This window comes from Pseudomonas sp. MWU13-2100 (assembly GCF_023242365.1).
GTDB lineage: Bacteria > Pseudomonadota > Gammaproteobacteria > Pseudomonadales > Pseudomonadaceae > Aquipseudomonas.
The window spans coordinates 1-366 of sequence record NZ_JALLIX010000167.1; the positions used below are offsets into that span (position 1 = coordinate 1).

At 44.3% G+C, this 366-nt stretch carries 1 pseudogene; it reads right to left on the reverse strand.

From position 1 onward, the window contains the following. Positions 1-54: 54 nt before the first annotated feature. Positions 55-366, reverse strand: a pseudogene (locus M5B99_RS29870) (hypothetical protein); the annotation flags it as partial.

Here is a 366-nt window from a genome sequence, read left to right on the forward strand (position 1 = left end):
CCACCTCTGGTGGTTTTGTCATCAATACGAATAAGAGTGCTCATAACGTACTGGTTAACCTTTGGGGAAATTTATTGTTTTGCATTGCGCCCACATTGTGATTGGCTTTGCCTTTCCCGCATACAAAACCTTGCACCAACCTGCCGTCACATCTTTCACAGTGACTCGATCACCTTTGATCAAGTACATTTTTGTTTTATTTCGCGAACTCGGTTCCAGATCACCATTATAAAGAAAGGACTTTTCCTGAATCACACCTTCGACTGGAGTGGATAAATGAGCAATTCGAAACAGGGGTGAGCGGACCGCTTCCACTACGGCCTCTTTATCTTTATAAGGGTATATATACGTTGGTCGCCCTTGCGC